Below are 16,447 nucleotides of genomic sequence, written 5' to 3' on the forward strand. Positions count from 1 at the left end.
GGTCAGCGCAACTCCCTGTAGAGGACGTCCCAGTCCGGCGCTTTTGCGGAACGCCGCTGTTGGTTCCGTTTGAGTACGGCGAAAAGGCGCTTGGAGGCGGCTCCGGAAACGCCTTCCAGGGTCACGGAAAAGTACACGCTGCGGGTCGTCAGGATTTCGCTCGGCCACCGGAGGCCCTGGTCCGGGGCGGCCTGGCCGAGCCATTCCAGGGTTTCGAGCCGGTCGCGGCGCACGGGATCGCGCCGGTAGTCGTCCAGTGCCTTGGCTACGGTCCGGGCCCGGGAGGCGTCGATGTTCGCGGGCAGGGCGGCCAGGACCTCCACGGGGGCGGTGTTGACGTTGACAAGCCCCGGCCCCCAGACGGTGAGGAGGCTGAAAAGCCCCGGCGTCTTGTCGCGGCCGTAGAGGAGCTCTCGGGAAAAGCCCTTGACGCAGAGCAGCTCGCCCAGGGTGTCCAGGGAATTGTTCTTGACCCGGTAGGACAGGGCGTCGGCCTGGTAGGCGGCATCCTCGGCCCCGCCGTTTGCCGGGACGTCGTCGGGATCGAGCCAGTCGACGAGGGCGGCCAGGAGGGCTTGCGCTTTTCCCGACGGCAGGGAGAAGGGCGGGGCCTGGAGCAGCCGCAAAAAGACGGCCCCGTACACGGCATGGCCGGTCAGGCCGGGGTGCAGGCTGTTGACCGGGAATTTGCCCAACTCGTCGTCGATGCGGCCCTGCAACTGCCCATCCAGGAACCATTTACCGGGATAGGACGTGAGTTGCGGAAAGGAGGCCCAATCCTGGGTGAGGTTGACCGAGGCGCGGGACGCCTCGTCGGCCGCGAGCAGGCTCGCGGCGGCGAGCAGCCCGGATTCGGCCATGGCCTCGGCCTGGCGGGAATAGATGCCGGCATAGGCGGAAAAAACCTCGAGCTGGGACGTGCGCACGGTCTGCACGGCCAGGGCGGAAAGCAGGGCCACCAGGGCCAGCACGAAAAGCAGCACCGCTCCGCTAGCGCCTCGCATCAGCGGCCCCCGGAGAAGAGGGCGCGGGCCGGGAGGTTGACGCGCACGTCCAGGGGAAAGCGTTGCCCCGAGACGACCATGACGCCCGTGAGCCGGACCTGGGCCGGCAGGGGGGAGGCGTTGCCCCGTTCGCGGGAAAGGCTGTCCCAGGCGGAGGCGGCTTCGTCGCCGGAACCTGCGGCGAACCGGATGTCCGGGTTTTCGACCCGGGCCAGAAGGACCGTCTCGTTCCAGCGCTCCTCCTGTCCGGCACGGCGGGGGACCGTGGCGGCGACGCGTTCGCGGCGCACGAGGCTCGCCTGCTTGTCCTTGCGCAGCGTCTCGTCCTGGCGCAGCCGGTATTCCACCCGGTTGAAGCCGTGGGAGGGAAAGGGCTGGCCCGGGTCGAGGGTGGCGGCGGTGGCCAGGGACAGAAGCCTCGTGTCCGTCTGGCCGGACAGGCTCGTGGCGGGCGCGCCGCCGAGGAACGCCACGGCGTCTCTGACCGCGCCCGCGGCCTTGTCCACGTAGATGACGGAGCCCAGGTCGTTGGCCAGGGCCAGGCGCACGAGCTCCCGGGCGGATTCCGTTTCCAGGCGCACGGCCGCCTCCTCGGACAGGCGCATGACCTGGGAGGCCACGGAATAGCTGCCGACCATGACCAGGCCGGCGATGAGCAGGGCCAGGAGCACCTCGACCAGGGTGAAGCCGGCCTGGCCGGAGCGCGCCGGGGTCACGGCCTGGCCTCCAGGCGCGAGAAGGTCACGGACACGGGGCGCGAGCCCTTGGATCGGACCTCCACGGAGAGGACCCTGAAAAACGTGTCCGGCGTGGCCGTGAGCGCCACCTCCCAGGAAAAGTCGTCGTCCGGCGCGGGAAACTCGCCCGAGGCGTTGGTCATGGCCCCTTCGCCGGCGAGCTCCACCTCGGCCAGCTTGTCCGAGGCGAGCTGGCCGGCGTGGCGGGTGCGCGCCGCCTCGATGCGGCGTTCCTGGAGCTGGACCAGTCCGGCCAAAAGTGACACCAGGGCGATGGCCAGGATGGCCACGGCGATGAGGGTCTCGAGCAGGGCCTGGCCGGCCTGGCGACGGGACGCGTCAGGGGGCACGGCGGTCAGGTCCCGGTCCTCGGCAGGGGGGCGTCGGCCCAGGGCAGGCGGGGTGCGCCGTGGGTTTTGGCGAAACGCTCCATGGCCGTGTCCAGGTCGGACTGCAGCAGGTCCACCCGGCAGCCCACTTCGGAAACGGCAAGGGCCGAGGCCTTGCCGGCGGCGTCGGCCAGGCGGATGAAGGCCGGCTGGCAAAGGCCCTGGGGCCGCAGCACGATGGTCGTGACGTCGGGCTGGCGGGTCTCGCCGCCGTTGGTGAGGACGAGCGTCGGCCGGGCGGCGGCCGGGAGGTCGGTCGTGACGGCCATGTCCCGGCCGTCCTTGGCCGCGGGCGCGCGCGGGGTCGGGGTGGCGGCCGAGCGGCCGGAAGCCGGGCCGGTCGGATTGAGGGGGCCGGGAACGGCTCGCTCGACCTGCACGGCCCGGCATTTGCCCCTGGCCCAGTCGATGTCCACGCGCCAGTCGCTGCCGGTGAGCAGGGCCTCGGCCCGGGCCCGGCGCAGCACGCCCTGGAGCACCCGGGCGGCGGTCTTCTCCCCTTCCCGGGACAGCAGGCCGGAAAGCAGCGGCAGGGTCAGGCCGGCGGCCACGGCCATGACCACGAGGGCGATGGTCAGCTCCACCAGGGTGAAGCCGGCCGCGCCGGCCGGACTCGCCGGGCATGGACGGCGTCTAGCCGCCAAGGTCCCAGCTCTTGATGTCGGCGTTGACGCCTTCGCCGCCTTCCTCCTGGTCCGCGCCGAGGGAAATCAGATCGAAGTCGCCGTGCTCGCCGGGGCAGATGTAGACGTAGTCGCGACTCCAGGGGTCCTTGGGCACGGTGTCGACATAGCCCTTGGCCGGGTAGTTCTGGGGCACGCGGCCGATGCTCGGCTTTTCCTTGAGCGCCCGCAGGCCCTGCTCGGTGGTGGGGTAGAAGCCGTTGTCGAGCTTGTATTGCTTGAGCGCCATGGACAGGCTCTCGATCTGCATCTTGGCCTTGACCACCCTGGCCTTGTCCGGCTGGTCCACGATGCGCGGCAGCACGAGCCCGGCCAGGACGCCCAGGATCACGATGACCACCATGAGCTCGATCAGGGTGAAGCCGGCCGCGCCGCTGCGGCGCGTGGCGGAAAGGGTGCGCTGGTCCATGAAGCCTCCTTCGCGGCGCGTGGGTGCGGGGATCAACCGATGAGGCTGCTCATCTCGAAGATGGGCAGGAGCACGGCCAGGACCATAAGCCCCACCATGCCGCCGAGCAACAGGATCATGATCGGCTCGAACAGGGCGCTGGCCGCCCGGATGCGGGTGGAGACGTCGGCCTCGAGCATGCGCGCCAGGTTGACGAGCAGTTCCCCCAGCCGGCCGCTCTGCTCGCCGGCGGACACGAGCTGGATGACGATGGGGGGGAAGACGTCGGCCTCGCGCATGGGGTCGGTGAGGCCGCCGCCCTGGCTGGCCTCGTCGCGGATGCGCTCCATGGCCTGCTCGAAGACGGTGTTGCCGGACACCGAGCCGGCGATGCGCAGGGCCGAGAGCATGGTCACGCCCTGGAGCAGGCAGGTGCCGAGGGTGCGGCAGAGCCTGGCCGTGGCGGCGTTGACGGCGATGGGGCCGACCACGGGCAAGGCCAGGGTCAGGCGGTCCAGCACGGCCCGGCCGCGCGTGGTGCGGGCCAGGTGGACGCCGGCCAGGAGGAGCCCGGCGAACCCGCCAAGGAGCGCCGGCCACCAGGTCCGGAAGAAGTCGCTGACCGCGATGAGGATGACCGTGGGCAGGGGCAGGGAACGCTTGAGGTCCACGAAGATGCGCGTGACCTCTGGGATGACGTAGGCCAGAAGCAGGGCCAGCACCACGATTCCGAACAGGAACATGAAGGCCGGATAGGCCAGGGCGGCCTGGAGCGTGCGGGCCAGCGCCATCTGGCGCTCCATGTATTCGGCCAGGTTGGCGAGCACGATGGGCAGCATGCCCGTGGCCTCGGCCGAGCGTACCATGCTGATGTAGGTGGGCGGAAAGACGCCGGGATAGGCGGCCAGGGCCGAGGAAAAGTCCTGGCCTTCCCGGATGCGCTCAAGGATGTGGGAATAAACCCATTTGGCCCGACCGGGGCGCATCTGCTCGATGAGCGAGGTCAGGGCCTTGTCCAGGGGCAGGCCGGCCTCGAGCAGGGTCGAGAGCACCTGGGTGGCGGTGAGCAGTTGGGTCCGGCTCACGCGGCGCGAGAAAAGCGGCTGGCGTTCTCCGCTTCCCGAGGCGGCCGGCGCGGCCGCTCCCCGGGCCTCGGCGATGGCGCTGACGTACAGGCGCTTGGCCCGCAGGAGCTGCCGGGCGGCCTGGGCGCTTTCGGCCGAAAGGATGCCCTGCCGGGTGCGCCCCCGGGCGTCGACGGCGGTGTATTCGAAAACGGGCATGGCGTCCTGTCGGTTCCCTGGCGTCGCCCGCGACATCGGGCGGCCCGGCCGTTACGGTTTCATGGACAGGATCTCCTCGCGCCCTTGCCGCGAGAGGATGACGAAATTCTTCCCGATGGACGTGATGGTCGCGTCCTTCACCTTGGCGCCAACGGCGTAGGGTTTCTGGTGCTTGCCGCTTTTTTCGCGCAGGAAAGCCACGTTGCGCCCGGGGTTGGCCGTGACCACGGTGCCGGTGAGTTCCATGTCGATCTCGGCGGGCTTGGGCGGGGCGGCGGATCGGGCGGCGTCCGCCGCGGTGGGCTTCAGGCCGAAGATGTCGTTGACGAGGATGGTTCGGGTCAGTTCGGCGGTTTGGGGCGGGCCCTTGGGCGCGGCCTTGTCTCCGACGGGCCGGGCGTCGGCCGCCGGCAACGCGGGCAGGGGGGAGAACCAGGCGGTGCGCGCCCCCAGGCCCACGGCCGCGGCCAGGGACAGGGCGCAGGTCAGGGCCACGGCCTGGTGGAATCGGGATTCGGTCATAGTCGCCGCGACTCGGCTTCGGGCGTTATTGGCACATGCCGAAATTCTTGGCCTTCTGGGTCTGCGCGCACTGTCCGAACCGGCAGGCCAGGGCCAGGTCGGCGCAGCCCTCCTTGTTTTGCTGCAGACGCAGGTGCAGCACGCCCCGGTTGCGGTAGGCCTCGGCGAAGTTGGAGCGCAGGCGCACCGCCCGGTCGTAGTCGGCCATGGCCGTGGGGTATTGGCCCAGGGCCTCCCTGGCCAGGGCCCGGTTGAAATAGAGCTCGGCGTCGCTCGGCGAGGCGGCGATGGCCGCGTCCAGCACGGCCGCGGCCTCGTCGAAGCGGCGCAGGGTGATAAGGATGTCGGCCTTGTTGTTGCGGGCGGCGACGTTGCCGGGATCGGCGGCCGTGATGCGGTCGTAGTCGGCCATGGCCCGGTCCAGGTCGCGCATGCTCTGGTAGGTCAGGGCGCGGTTGAAGAGCGCCGCGCCTTCGCTCGGTCCGCCGAGCCTGGCGGCGGTGTTGAAGTCGGCCAGGGCGTTTTCGTACTGGCCCAGGGCGAAATAGGTCACGCCCCGGTTGTTGTAGGCCCGGCCCATGCCGCCGTCCATGGCCACGGCGTCGGAGAAGAACTTCAGCGCCTTGTCGTAGTCCTGGCGCATGTAGGCGGCCGCGCCCAGGTCGTAGAGGGACTCCGCCGAGGGCGAGCCCGAGGATTGCGCTTTTTCGAAATCCTTCTGGGCCAGCTCGAACTGTCCCAGCCGGTAATAGGCTTCACCGCGTTCCTGGTAGGACGCCGCCGGGGCGTTGCCCGAGGCGATGGTCGGCGAGGTCTGGCGGATGACGTCCTCGGGGCTTGACGAGGTCGGTGCGTCGGGCTGGCGCACGGCTGTGGGCGGCCGCTTGTCGGCGCAGCCGGCGGCGAACGCCAGGCAGAGGGCAACGGCGACGGCAAGGCAGCGCCATGGCGGGATCGGGTGGTGTCTGGGCATAACCTCGGCTGGCGTCGCCGCGTCGGCGTCGTACTCGAGCGTATTTTCCCCAAACATGCAGCAAAACGACGTATTGGACAAGTTGCATTTTGGCGGGAGAAAAAAGGCCCGATCCGGGCGTCGCGGGGAGGGCAGTCCTTGCGCGACGCCCGGATGGGCCGGGGGAGGGGGGACGATCCGGCGAAGCGTCCCTTGCCTACGCGTTTTCACGCCATGGCGGGAACACTTCGCGCAATTTATGTTCTCCCTGAAAATGTCTCCGTATTTTCAGGGGGATGTCCTACGCGTGCGTGTCTCCTTGATGCTCGCCGTGGCTGCCGCCGGTCAGGCGTTTGACCAGAGCGCCGAGGCTCATAATGAGCTTGAAGAACACCGGAATGAAGAACGGGGCCAGAATGGTCGCTCCGAGCATGCCGCCGATGACGCCCGTGCCGATGGCGTGACGGCTGTTGGCGCCCGCGCCGGTGGAGATGGCCAGGGGCAGACAGCCGAGGATGAAGGCCAGGGAGGTCATGACGATGGGCCGAAAACGCAACTTGGCCGCGGACAGGGCCGCGTCGGCCAGGGACTTGCCGGCCTTGACCTCGAGCACGGCGAATTCCACGATGAGGATGGCGTTTTTGGCGGCCAGGCCGATGAGGGTCACCAGGGCGATCTGGAAGTAGATGTCGTTGGAGAGCCCCCGGCCGAACACGGCCAGGATGGCCCCGAAGAGCGCGAAGGGCACGGCCATGACCACGGCGAAGGGCAACGTCCAGCGTTCGTACTGGGCGGCCAGGATCAGGATGACCATGACGATGCCCATGCCGAAGATGAGCGCCGAGGAGCCCTGGGCGGCCTTTTCCTGGTAGGCCGTGCCGGACCAGGCCAGGGTGTAGTCCGCCGGCAGGACATTGGCCGCGGCCTGCTCCATGGCGGCCAGGGCCTCGCTGGAGGTGTGGCCGTCGGCGGGCTGCCCCATGATCTTGGCCGCCGGGAACACGTTGAAGCGTTCCATGACCTCGGGGCCGGTGGACTTTTCGATGGTGGCCAGGGCGGTGAGCGGAATCATCTCGCCCTTGCTCGAGCGCACGTACACGTCGCGCAGGTCCTCGGGCCGGTCGCGGAAGTCGGACTCGGACTGGATCTGGACCCGGAAGGTGCGGCCGAACTTGTTGAAGTCGTTGACGTAGTACGCGCCGAAGGTGGCCTGCATGGCGGCGAAGACGTCGCTGACCGCCACACCCAGGGCCTTGGCCTTCTGGCGGTCGAGCTCCACCCGCAGCTGGGGCACATTGGCCCCGAAGGTGGTGGCCACCCGGCCCATGGCCGGGTTCTTGCGGACCTCGGCCAGGAGCTTGTCCGTCATGGCGGCCAGCTCCTGGACGTCGCCTTCGCCGCGGTTTTGCAGGTAGGCCTCGAAGCCGCCGGTGTTGGACATGCCGGAGATGGGCGGCGGGTTGAACGCCAGGGTCATGCTCTTGGGCAGGGCCATGCCGCGCCCGAACAGGCGCTTGACCATGTCGAAGGAGCTTTCGCCCGGCTTTTTGCGTTCGTCCCAGGGTTTGAGGGGGATGAACATGGTGCCGTAGTTGGAGCGGTAGGTGGACGACAGGATGTCCAGGCCCGTGATGGTGATCTGGTAGAGCCTGGCCGGGTCTTCGGCGTTCATGGCGTCCATGGCGTCGTCCACGGCCTGGGTGGCGGTCAGGGCCGTGCCGTCGGGCAGAATGTTGACGCCGAGGATGTAGCCCACGTCCTCGTCGGGCACCAGGCCCCCGGGGACGGAGCGGAAGAGGAAGAGCGTGCCGGCGAGCAGCACGACGAAGAGCGCCACGGCCAGGGCGCTGCGGCGCAGCAGGAAGCCGACGCCCGCGGCGTAACCGTTGGTGATCTTGTCGAAGAGCCGGTTGAAAGCCCGGAAGAAGCGGTTGGGCTCCTGGTGGCCGGGTTTGAGCAGGGCGGCGCACAGGGCCGGGGTCAGGGTCAGGGCGACCAGGCCCGAGATGATCACGGACACGGCAATGGTGATTGCGAACTGCTTGTACATCTGGCCGGTGAGCCCCCCCAGGAAGGCCACGGGCACGAACACGGCGCAAAGGACCAGCACGATGGCGATGACCGGGCCGGTGACCTCTTCCATGGCCTTGGCCGTGGCCTGCCTCGGCGGCAGCTTCTCCGTGGTCATGATGCGCTCGACGTTTTCGAGCACCACGATGGCGTCGTCCACCACGATGCCGATGGCCAGCACCATGCCGAAGAGCGTGAGCGTGTTGATGGTGAACCCGAGCGCCTGCATGCCGGCGAAGGTGCCGATGATGGACACCGGCACGGCCAGGCAGGGGATGAGGGTGGCCCGGAAGTTCTGCAGGAACACGAACACCACCAGAAAGACCAGGATCATGGCCTCGACCAGGGTGTGGATGACCTCTTCGATGGACACGCGCACGAAGGTGGTGGTGTCGAGGGCTATCTTGTAGTCCAGGCCGTCTGGGAAGCGCTTGGCCAGTTCGGCCAGCTTGTTGGTGACGAGGTCGGCCGTGGCCAGGGCGTTGGCTCCCGGGGCGAGGTAGATGCCCACGCCCACGGACGGGTTGCCGTTGAGCTTGGAAAAGGAGTTGTAGTCCTTGGCCCCGAGCTCCACCCGGGCCACGTCCTTGAGGCGCAGCACCGAGCCGTCGGACTGGGCCTTGAGGATGATGTCCTCGAATTCCTCGGGCGTGACCAGCCGGCCCTTGGTGGTGACCATGTAGTTGAGGGCCACGGGCTTGTCCGGGTTGGTCGGCTCCGCGCCGATGCGCCCGGCGGCGAACTGGGCGTTCTGCTCGGAGATGGCCGTGGCCACGTCGGTGGGCGTGAGCTTGAGCTGGGCCAGCTTGTCCGGCCGCAGCCACACGCGCATGGAATAGTCCTTGGCCCCGAAGATGGAGGCGTCGCCGACGCCCGGCAGGCGTTTGAGCTCGTCGATGACGTTCACCAGCACGTAGTTGCTGATGTAGACCGCGTCGTAGCGCTTGTTCGGCGACTCGAAGACCGGGATCTGCAGGATGTTCGAGGACCGTTTGCGCACGACCACGCCCTGGCGCTGCACTTCCGAGGGCAGGGTGGTCAGCGCCGCCTGGACGCGGTTGTTGACGTTGATGGTGTTCTGGTCGGGGTCGGTGCCCACGGCGAAGGTGACGGTGATGGACAGCGACCCGTCGCCGGAGCTGGTGGAGCGCATGAAAAGCATGTTGTCCACGCCGTTGATCTGCTGCTCCAGCGGCGCGGCCACGGTTTCGGCGATGACCTCGGGACTGGCTCCGGGATAGGAGGTCGAGACGTTGACCTCGGGCGGAATGATGTCCGGGTACTGGGCGATGGGCAACGACCGGATGGCCGCCAGCCCCGCCAGGACGATGACCAGCGAGATGACGATGGAGAAGACCGGGCGGCCCAGGAAAAACCGTGAAATCATGAACGGGGCTCCTTGGCCGGCTCGGAGGCGTCGGCGTTCTTCGTGACGGGAGCGCCGGCGTCGGGCTGGGCCGCGGCGGCGGCCGGGGCGTCCTCGCGCACGCGCACGGTCATGCCCGGCCGGACCTTGATGACCCCTTCGGCCACGATGCGCTCGCCGTCGGAGAGGCCCTTCTCGATGAGGTAGGCGTTGCCCACGGCGTCGCCGAGCACGACGGGCCGGGGGGCGACCTGGTTCTTCTCGTCCAGGGCCCAGACCATGGCCCCCTGCTGGGTGTTGAGCACCGCGCCCTGGGGCACGGACAGCACGTCCTTGTAGCGGGCCCCTTCCAGGCGCACGCGCACGAACTGGCCGGGCAGCACGGCCGCGTCTGGGTTCTTGAACTCGGCCCGGACCTTGACCACGCCTGTCGTGGCGTCGACCTGGGTGTCGGTGAAGTTGATGCGGCCGGGCTCCTTGTAGGCGCTGCCGTCGGGCTGGGTCAGGCGCACCACGAAGTCGCCCTCGTGGCCGAAGGCCACCTTGCCCTCGGCCAACAGCTTGCGCAGCCGCAGGGACTCCTGGCCGGACATGGAGAAGTTGACGTAGAGCGGATCGACGCGGTTGATGGTGGTGAGAAGGCTCCCGTCGCTGGAGGTGGTGACGAGGCTGCCCTCGGAGCGGGTCTCCTTGCTGGTCAGGCCCGAGATGGGGGCCGTGACCTTGGTCCACTCCAGGTTGAGCGAAGCCTCGCGCACCTTGCCCCGGGCCGTGTCCACGGCGGCCGTGGCCGAGGTCAGGGTGGTCTTGGCGTCGTCGAAGTCCTTCTTGGCCACCACGTCGCCCTTGTAGAGCGTCTCCATGCGGGCGGCGTCGCGCTTGGCCTGTTCCAGGGTGGCCTCGGCCTGGCCGAGGGCTCCCTTGGCCTGTTCCAGGGTGGCCTGATAGGGCGCGGGGTCGATCTCGAACATGACCTCGCCCCGACGCACGGGCCGGCCTTCCTCATAGTTGCGGTGCAGCAGGATGCCGCCGACCCTGGCCCTGACCTCGACCTCGCGGGAACCGGCCGTCTGGCCCATGAAGGCCATGTCGAGGGGGATGTCGGCGTGGCGGACGGCATAGGCCACGATCTCGGGCGGCGGCGGGGCCTGGGCGGCGGTTTCCTGGCCGGAGCTGTCCGTGGCGCAGCCGGACAGATTGAGAGTCAGCAGGGCCGCCGCCCCCAGGGCGGCGAACAGACGGAGCGAAACGGGAAGGCGAGAAGCAACGGTCATGGTATCCTCCGGGCAGCAGTCTCCCGACAATCGGAGAGGCCTGGCTGCTTCATGGCGTCAAGGGTCATTGCAGGGGCCGCTGCGGAGCGTTCCCACGGGCGAGCAGCGGCATCCAGGCGGCGGCGAAACGGTCGGCCGCCTGGGAGGTGAAATGATAACCGTCGTTGCGGTCGAACCAGGGCACGAGCAGGTCGCTGTTGGGCCCGGGAAAGATCCGTCCCTCGGGGTCGGCGGCCGCGGTCTGGGCGGCGGTGATGGCCGGGCAGGAGCGATAGCAGGCGGGGTCGCGCCGGTCGCCGCAGGCCGGGTCCAGGTACAAGGAGGCCCGGGACACGTGGATGTCGGTTTTCGGCCCGACCCGGTTGCGGATGTCGGCCAGGAGTTCGCCAAGGAGCGCGCCGTACTCGTCCCGGGAAAGCCCCATGGCGCAGTCGGCCTCGCCCTGGTGGAACAGGACGTGGGTGGGCGTCAGGCCCCGGGCCGAAAGCTCCCCGATGGTCCCTTCCAAAAGGCCCCGGAACTGCCCGCCCCGGCCCCAGTGCAGAAGCGACGTGCCGCCCCGGGCGATGTCCACGAAGAGCACGGCGTCGTAAAGGCCGCTGGCCACGATCCGGTCGCCCAGGCGCGACCAGGAGCTGCCCCGGTCTCCCGTGGCCCCGGGCACGGCGTCGCGCACCTTGCGGCACTGGCCGCCGTAATAGGCGTACACGGGCTTGACCGCGTCGTAGCCCGGGTCCACCGTGTTGGAGGCGTTGGACTGGCCGACGACCAGGGCGACCATGAGCCGCCCCGAGGCCAGGGAGGCGCAGTCCACGGCCGGCGCGTCCGGGTCGCCCTCGTACACGGCCAGCTCCCCGTCGGTGCCCGCCACCGGCAGGACGGCGGCGTATCTGGCCCGCACGGCCTCGGGCAGGGGCGGGTCGTGGGCCGCGGTCCCCGGGTCGGCGGCGAGCAGGACCAGGACCGTGAGTCCGGCCACGCCGGCGGCAAACCCGGACAGGCGGGAGCGATGGCGCGTGAACGCCCGTTCACCTGGCGGGGAAAAAAAATCAGACAGAGACGGCACGGGCGAACATCTCCCAATTGGCGGCGGTCTGAAGGTCCATGTCCACTTCTTCCGGCGTGCGTGCGCACATCAGGGCCGGCATGGCCACCAGGCCGATGTAGTGGTTGACCAGTTCCCTGGCGCGGATGTCGGGACGAATTTCCCCCTGCTCCTGCCCTTTGGCCACCATGTCCATGAGAAAGTCGGTGATGGTGGCGTGGTGACGCATTTTGAGGTCGCGCAGCCGGGGCTCTTCGAACCAGACCACGTCGGACAGGAAGATCACGGGCAGGGCCCGGTACCGGGCCACGAGCTTCATCGTGCCGCTGTAGTGGATGCGCAGGGAGTCCAAGGGGCTGCGGCCCTCGGCCAGGGCCCGGCGGATGTTGGCCATGTGGAACTCGTGGTGCTCCTCCAGGATGGCGGCCAGGATGTCGCCTTTGTTCTTGTAGTGGCGGTAGAGCGCCGCCGCCGAGATGCCCACGGCCTCGGCCACGCGGCGCACGGTCACCGCGCCGATGCCTTGTTCCACCACGATGGTGAGCGCGGCTTCGGCGATCTGCTCGCAGCGCAGGGGGGATTCCAAGCGTTCGGCCATGGCGGGAAGTTAACACTTGTTTACGTGGTGTCAAGGGAAGAAAAACGGACCCGGGGGGATGGGAAAACGAGCCGATAGCCCTTTCGGCAGGAGGCGTCAAGATGCGCCAGGGCGCGCCGGCGTGTTGGGCGGGTGTAGCAATAGGTTGTGGTTATTGAGGAAAGGGTAGGGCCCCGCGGCTAAACCACTGTCGCTCGCACCACCTCGTCGGTGGTGGTGATCCCGGCCAGGATCTTGGCGATGCCGTCGCCGCGCAGGGTGCTCATGCCGGCGGCGATGGCCCGGGCGCGGATGCGGCCGGCCTCGGCCCCGTGCAGGATGACCTCGGCCATGGGCTCGTCAACGACCAGAACCTCGTGGATGGAGGTGCGGCCGCGAAAGCCGGTGTGCATGCAGTGAGCGCAGCCCACGGCCCGGTGCAGCGTGCGCCCGACCAGGCCTTCCCCGGCCGGCCCCAGGGGAAGGAGGTCCTCTTCGGCGGCGGCATAGGGCTCCCGGCAGCGGGGGCACAGCACCCGCACCAGGCGCTGGGCGATCAGCGCCCGCACCACCGAGGCCACCATGTAGGACTCGATGCCCATGTCCACCATCCGGGTGACGGCCGAGGCGGCGTCGTTGGTATGCAGGGTGGAGAAGACCAAGTGCCCGGTCAGCGCCGCCTGGCAGGCGATCTGCGCCGTCTCCTCGTCGCGGATCTCGCCCACCAGGATCACGTCCGGGTCCTGGCGCAGGATGGAGCGCAGGCCGTTGGCGAAGGTCAGGTCGATCCTGGCGTTGACCTGCATCTGCCCCACGCCCTCGATCTGGTATTCCACCGGGTCCTCGATGGTGAGGATGTTCTTGTCCGCGGAATTGATGTGGTTGATGGTGGCGTAGAGCGTGGTGGACTTGCCCGAGCCCGTGGGGCCGGTGACCAGGATGATGCCGTGGGGCAGGGCCACGAGCTTTCTTACGATGTCCAGGTTGCCTGGGGAAAGACCCAGCTCGCCGAGGCTTAAAATACGGGTGTTTTTCTCCAGCAGGCGCAGCACGAGCCGCTCGCCGAACTTGGTGGGGAAGACCGAGACGCGGATGTCCACGTTGCGGTTGCCCAGCCGTATGTCGAAGCTGCCGTCCTGGGGCAGGCGGCGCTCGGCGATGTCGAGCTTGGAGCGGATCTTGACGTGGGAGACCACCGGCGGATGCCAGCGTTTGTCCAGGGTCTTGATGTCGTAGAGCACGCCGTCGAGGCGAAAGCGGATCTTGAGCGCATTCTGGTAGGGCTCGATGTGGATGTCGCTGCACAGGTCCTTGACGGCCTGGGTGAGGAGCTGGTTCACGAGGCGGATGACCGGGGCGTCGCTGGTCTCGTCCAGGAGGTCCTCGGTGGACATGTTTTCCGGGGGCGGCCCCATGAAGTCGTCGAGGCTGACGTCGTCGAGCACGGGCTGGCCGGCGGCGTCGGCCTCGCCGAAGGCCTGGTTGACGGCGGCCAGGATGGCCTCGGCCGGGGCCAGGACCGGGGCGAGGTCGGCCGCGCCGAGAAGCCTTCTCACGTCGTCGGCCAGCTCCGGGCAGAAGGGGTCGGCCATGGCTAGGCGCATGGCCCCGGGCTCGCCGAAGGGGGCCACCAGGTTGCGCTTGAGATAGGCGAAAGGCAGGGCGCGCAGGCGCTCGGCGTCGGCCTCGGTCAGGGCGATCGTAGCGGCGTAGGGGATGCCCAGCGCCTCGGCCAGGGCCCGGCCGGCCAGTTCCGGGTCGGCCTTGTGCACCTCGGCCAGGCGCTTGATGGGATTCTGGCCGAGCCGGGCGGCCTCGCGAAAGGTTTCCTCCAGGGCGTCGCAGCCGATGCCCAACGTCTCGGCCACGGGTTCGAGGAGCGCCCGCCGGGGCAGGCAGCGCTCGGCAGCGGTCGGGCCGTCCTTGCCCACCGAGGCGGGCGCGGCGAAAAGCGGCAGGCGACAGGCCTCGGCCAGACGCCTGACCATGGTGGTACGGCGGTTTTCGGGACGCGGGGACGGGGTCCCGGTCATGGCCGCCTGCCGCCGCCGGCGGCGAAGAAGACCGGGGCCTTGCGGATGGGCGTGACGAGTTCCGCCTCGCCGAATTCGATCTGGCGCTCGATGTCCATCTGCTTGTCGTGCAGGAGCCGGTCGCTGTCCGGGCCCGGCGAGGTGATGCGCGGCGTGATGAAGACGTAGAGATTGGTGCGGTCGTCCACCACGGACTTGTTCTTGAAGAGCCAGCCCACCACGGGCACGTCGCCGAGTCCCGGGACCTTGCTGTTGCCTTCGCTGCGGCTTTTGCCGATGAGCCCCGAGAGCACGATGGTCTCGCCATTGTGGCACATGACCGTGGTCTCGGTGACGCGCTTGCGGGTGGTGGGCTGCAGCGTGCCCGTCTCCTTGGTCACGGTCTCGTCGATGCGGCTGGTCTCCTGCCTGATCTTGAGCTTGATGGCGTTGCCCTCGTTGATCTGCGGCGTGACCTTGAGCGTGGTGCCCACGTCCTTGTAGTCGAAGCGCTGGTAGGGGCGGTCGGTGGTGGACTGGCCCACGTCCTGGCTGGTCAGGTAGGGGCGGTTCTCGGCCACGGTGATGGTGGCCTCCTCGTTGTCGAGCGTCATGAGCTGGGGCGTGGCGATGATGTTGAAGCTGTTGTCGGACTTGGCCGCGCTGACCATGGCCTGCAGGTTGGAGTAGACCACCTCGCCGATTTTGACCGGAAAGGCCAGGGCCCCCAGGGAGCCGCCGGCCGGGGGCACGAAGGCCCCGGAAGAGTTGTAGAGGGACTCGTAGCCGGCCGGGTTGGAGGAGCCGTAGACGAGGCCGCCGTACTTGCTGTCGCCAAGCGCCTTCTGCTTGTTGGCCACGTTCAGGTTCACGCCGAAGGACACGGACTTGTCCGTGGACACTTCCATGATGAGCGCCTCGACGTAGACCTGCTTGCGCGGGGCGTCGAGCTTTTTGACCACGCTCTCGACGAAGCCGAAGTCCTCGGGCGCGGCCGTGACGAGCAGGCTGTTGGTCGCCTTGTCGGCCACGAAGTTGAAGCCGCCGGCGATGGTCGGCGCGCCTTGGGCCTTGCCGTCGCCGGACGCGGCCGTCGCGCCCTTGGTGAAGAGTTCGTTGAGAACCTTGCTCAGGTTCTCGGCGTCGGCGTGCTGGAGCTTGAAGACGCGCAGGTTGCCCTGCTCGGTCTGGTTGGGCACGTCGAGCTTGGCCAGCAGCGCCTTGACCTGGCTCACGTATTGCGGCTCGGCCATGACGATGACGGAATTGGTGCGCTCCTCGGCCACGACGTTGAGCTTGGCCGCGCCGCCGCCTTCCTTGCGGGCCTCCTGGGAGAGCACCTTCTCGATCTTCTGGGCCAGCTTGGCGGCCGAGGCGTGCTTGAGGGGGAACATGTAGAGCGAAGCCTTGGCCGAGGCCACGTCGATCTGGTTGACGATGCCGATGATGCGCTGGATGTTGGGCCGGTAGTCGGTGATGATCAGCGCGTTGGTGTCGGCGTAGTCGGCGAGCAGGCCGTCCGGAGAGACCAGGGGGGCCAGGACCTTGCGCACCTCGGGCGAGCGGACGTTGTTGAGGTTGAGGACCTGGGTGATCATATGGTCGTTGGGCGAAGGCACCACCTCGCGGCCGTCCACCACAGGCATGCTGCGCGTGCGGCTGGTCTTGGCCGGTACGACCTTGACGAAGTTCTCCGTGGGCAGGGCGGTGAAGCCGTTGACCTCGAGCACGGACTCGAAGACCTTGTAGACTTCCTCCAGGGTGAGAGGGGCGGGGGAAATCACGGTGACGTTGCCTTTGACGGCGTCGTCGACGACGAAATTCTTGCCCGTGACCTGGCTGATGTATTTGATGAAGGCGCGCAGGTCCACGCCGTCGAAGTTGAGGCTGATGGACTTGGCCCCGGCCGGCGCGGCCGCGCCGGCCGGGGCCTCGGGCTGGGCCGGGGCGGCCCAGGCGGCCGGGCAGGCCAGGCACAGCGTCCAGAGGGCGAGGACGAGCACGCGAAGGCCGCCGGCCTGACGCGACGCGCAGGGAAGGATGTTGCCCAGGGGTCGCGGGAGACGGGGCATGGCGTGCACCTGTTTTCCGTGGAATTCTGGCAGGTCCGGGACCCCCCGGCGTTTCCCGGGGCGTTGGCCCCGC

Annotated in this window: 14 protein-coding genes; all 14 read right to left on the reverse strand. The window is 68.7% G+C overall.

Features of this window, described 5'->3' with window-relative positions; genetic code table 11:
- Positions 1 to 2: 2 nt before the first annotated feature.
- Positions 3 to 1,004 carry a type II secretion system minor pseudopilin GspK gene (gene gspK, locus Q1K70_RS11260; RefSeq protein ID WP_300159292.1) on the reverse strand — a complete coding sequence of 334 codons (1,002 nt, stop codon included), beginning with the start codon at positions 1,002 to 1,004 and terminating at the stop codon, positions 3 to 5.
- On the reverse strand, positions 1,004 to 1,720 hold the full coding sequence (locus tag Q1K70_RS11265) for a prepilin-type N-terminal cleavage/methylation domain-containing protein (protein WP_300159295.1): 717 nt from the start codon (positions 1,718 to 1,720) through the stop codon (positions 1,004 to 1,006). Before Q1K70_RS11265 ends, gspK begins: the two co-directional genes overlap by 1 nt.
- Positions 1,717 to 2,091, reverse strand: coding sequence for a type II secretion system protein (locus tag Q1K70_RS11270; protein WP_300159298.1), 375 nt, complete (start codon positions 2,089 to 2,091; stop codon positions 1,717 to 1,719). The genes Q1K70_RS11265 and Q1K70_RS11270 overlap by 4 nt, the downstream gene beginning before the upstream one ends.
- 5 nt (positions 2,092 to 2,096) lie before the next feature.
- Positions 2,097 to 2,774 (reverse strand): Tfp pilus assembly protein FimT/FimU, encoded by a 678-nt coding sequence (locus Q1K70_RS11275; protein WP_300159301.1) that lies wholly within the window; start codon positions 2,772 to 2,774, stop codon positions 2,097 to 2,099.
- Positions 2,764 to 3,222 (reverse strand): type II secretion system major pseudopilin GspG, encoded by a 459-nt coding sequence (gene gspG, locus Q1K70_RS11280; protein WP_300159304.1) that lies wholly within the window; start codon positions 3,220 to 3,222, stop codon positions 2,764 to 2,766. The genes Q1K70_RS11275 and gspG overlap by 11 nt, the downstream gene beginning before the upstream one ends.
- 32 nt (positions 3,223 to 3,254) lie before the next feature.
- Positions 3,255 to 4,484 (reverse strand): type II secretion system F family protein, encoded by a 1,230-nt coding sequence (locus Q1K70_RS11285; RefSeq protein ID WP_300159307.1) that lies wholly within the window; start codon positions 4,482 to 4,484, stop codon positions 3,255 to 3,257.
- 51 nt (positions 4,485 to 4,535) lie between these two features.
- Entirely contained in the window at positions 4,536 to 5,006 is a 471-nt protein-coding gene (locus Q1K70_RS11290; protein ID WP_300159309.1) for a type II secretion system protein N, read from the reverse strand.
- A gap of 25 nt (positions 5,007 to 5,031) precedes the next feature.
- A complete protein-coding gene (locus Q1K70_RS11295) occupies positions 5,032 to 5,979 on the reverse strand; it encodes a tetratricopeptide repeat protein (RefSeq protein WP_300159312.1) in 948 nt (315 codons plus the stop codon).
- A gap of 280 nt (positions 5,980 to 6,259) precedes the next feature.
- Positions 6,260 to 9,415 (reverse strand): multidrug efflux RND transporter permease subunit, encoded by a 3,156-nt coding sequence (locus Q1K70_RS11300; RefSeq protein WP_300159315.1) that lies wholly within the window; start codon positions 9,413 to 9,415, stop codon positions 6,260 to 6,262.
- On the reverse strand, positions 9,412 to 10,668 hold the full coding sequence (locus Q1K70_RS11305; protein ID WP_300159317.1) for an efflux RND transporter periplasmic adaptor subunit: 1,257 nt from the start codon (positions 10,666 to 10,668) through the stop codon (positions 9,412 to 9,414). The genes Q1K70_RS11300 and Q1K70_RS11305 overlap by 4 nt, the downstream gene beginning before the upstream one ends.
- A gap of 64 nt (positions 10,669 to 10,732) precedes the next feature.
- Entirely contained in the window at positions 10,733 to 11,734 is a 1,002-nt protein-coding gene (locus Q1K70_RS11310) for a sialate O-acetylesterase (RefSeq protein ID WP_300159320.1), read from the reverse strand.
- Complete coding sequence (locus Q1K70_RS11315; protein ID WP_300159323.1) at positions 11,718 to 12,311, reverse strand: TetR/AcrR family transcriptional regulator; 594 nt, start codon at positions 12,309 to 12,311, stop codon at positions 11,718 to 11,720. The genes Q1K70_RS11310 and Q1K70_RS11315 overlap by 17 nt, the downstream gene beginning before the upstream one ends.
- A gap of 179 nt (positions 12,312 to 12,490) precedes the next feature.
- Positions 12,491 to 14,323 (reverse strand): type II secretion system ATPase GspE, encoded by a 1,833-nt coding sequence (gene gspE, locus Q1K70_RS11320; protein ID WP_300159326.1) that lies wholly within the window; start codon positions 14,321 to 14,323, stop codon positions 12,491 to 12,493.
- Positions 14,320 to 16,374, reverse strand: coding sequence for a type II secretion system secretin GspD (gspD, locus tag Q1K70_RS11325; protein ID WP_300159329.1), 2,055 nt, complete (start codon positions 16,372 to 16,374; stop codon positions 14,320 to 14,322). The genes gspE and gspD overlap by 4 nt, the downstream gene beginning before the upstream one ends.
- Positions 16,375 to 16,447: the final 73 nt, after the last annotated feature.

The organism is Solidesulfovibrio sp., assembly GCF_029978005.1.
Classification (GTDB): domain Bacteria; phylum Desulfobacterota; class Desulfovibrionia; order Desulfovibrionales; family Desulfovibrionaceae; genus Solidesulfovibrio.

Bases quoted from the DNA above. Each gene is read 5' to 3' on its own strand.
- gspK (WP_300159292.1), bottom strand. From the start codon at position 1,004: ATGCGAGGCGCTAGCGGAGCGGTGCTGCTTTTCGTGCTGGCCCTGGTG.
- gspG (WP_300159304.1), bottom strand. From the start codon at position 3,222: ATGGACCAGCGCACCCTTTCCGCCACGCGCCGCAGCGGCGCGGCCGGC.
- Q1K70_RS11285 (WP_300159307.1), bottom strand. From the start codon at position 4,484: ATGCCCGTTTTCGAATACACCGCCGTCGACGCCCGGGGGCGCACCCGG.
- Q1K70_RS11290 (WP_300159309.1), bottom strand. From the start codon at position 5,006: ATGACCGAATCCCGATTCCACCAGGCCGTGGCCCTGACCTGCGCCCTG.
- Q1K70_RS11295 (WP_300159312.1), bottom strand. From the start codon at position 5,979: ATGCCCAGACACCACCCGATCCCGCCATGGCGCTGCCTTGCCGTCGCC.
- Q1K70_RS11300 (WP_300159315.1), bottom strand. From the start codon at position 9,415: ATGATTTCACGGTTTTTCCTGGGCCGCCCGGTCTTCTCCATCGTCATC.
- Q1K70_RS11305 (WP_300159317.1), bottom strand. From the start codon at position 10,668: ATGACCGTTGCTTCTCGCCTTCCCGTTTCGCTCCGTCTGTTCGCCGCC.
- Q1K70_RS11315 (WP_300159323.1), bottom strand. From the start codon at position 12,311: ATGGCCGAACGCTTGGAATCCCCCCTGCGCTGCGAGCAGATCGCCGAA.
- gspE (WP_300159326.1), bottom strand. From the start codon at position 14,323: ATGACCGGGACCCCGTCCCCGCGTCCCGAAAACCGCCGTACCACCATG.
- gspD (WP_300159329.1), bottom strand. From the start codon at position 16,374: ATGCCCCGTCTCCCGCGACCCCTGGGCAACATCCTTCCCTGCGCGTCG.